The following is an 813-nucleotide window of genomic DNA, read 5'->3' on the forward strand; positions in this document are numbered from 1 at the left end:
AACACCCTGGTGGCGAGCCAGTTGCAACGCAAAGCCCTGCCCCGAGCGCTGGCGCCGCACCTGTAGGAGCGAGCTTGCTCGCGAAAAACGCCCAGGCAACGCGGTCATCCAGGATGCCCGCGTTATCGTTAACGACCTTCGCGAGCAAGCTCGCTCCTACAGGGTTCTCAGGGGTTGTAGGCGGCCAGGTCCCGACTCATGGGCACGCAGGCTGAAAAACACCCTGGTGGCAAGCCAGTTGCAACGCAAAGCCCTGCCCCGAGCGCTGGCGCCGCACCTGTAGGAGCGAGCTTGCTCGCGAAAAACGCCCAGGCAACGCGGTCATCCAGGATGCCCGCGCTATCGTTAACGACCTTCGCGAGCAAGCTCGCTCCTACAGGGTTTTCAGGGGTTGTAGGCGGCCAGGTCCCGACTCATGGGCACGCAGGCTGAAAAACACCCTGGTGGCAAGCCAGTTGCAACGCAAAGCCCTGCCCCGAGCGCTGGCGCCGCACCTGTAGGAGCGAGCTTGCTCGCGAAAAACGCCCAGGCAACGCGGTCATCCAGGATGCCCGCGCTATCGTTAACGACCTTCGCGAGCAAGCTCGCTCCTACAGGGTTTTCAGGGGTTGTAGGCGGCCAGGTCCCGACTCATGGGCACGCAGGCTGAAAAACACCCTGGTGGCAAGCCAGTTACAACGCAAAGCCCTGCCCCGAGCGCTGGCGCCGCACCTGTAGGAGCGAGCTTGCTCGCGAAAAACGCCCAGGCAACGCGGTCATCCAGGATGCCCGCGCTATCGTTAACGACCTTCGCGAGCAAGCTCGCTCCTACGC

At 63.3% G+C, this 813-nt stretch carries 1 pseudogene; it reads right to left on the bottom strand.

What is annotated here, in order from left to right:
- Positions 1-601: 601 nt before the first annotated feature.
- A pseudogene (locus TU80_RS33275) lies at positions 602-813 on the bottom strand (hypothetical protein); the annotation flags it as partial.

It is taken from the genome of Pseudomonas veronii, from assembly GCF_001439695.1.
GTDB classification, from domain to species: Bacteria; Pseudomonadota; Gammaproteobacteria; order Pseudomonadales; family Pseudomonadaceae; genus Aquipseudomonas; species Aquipseudomonas veronii.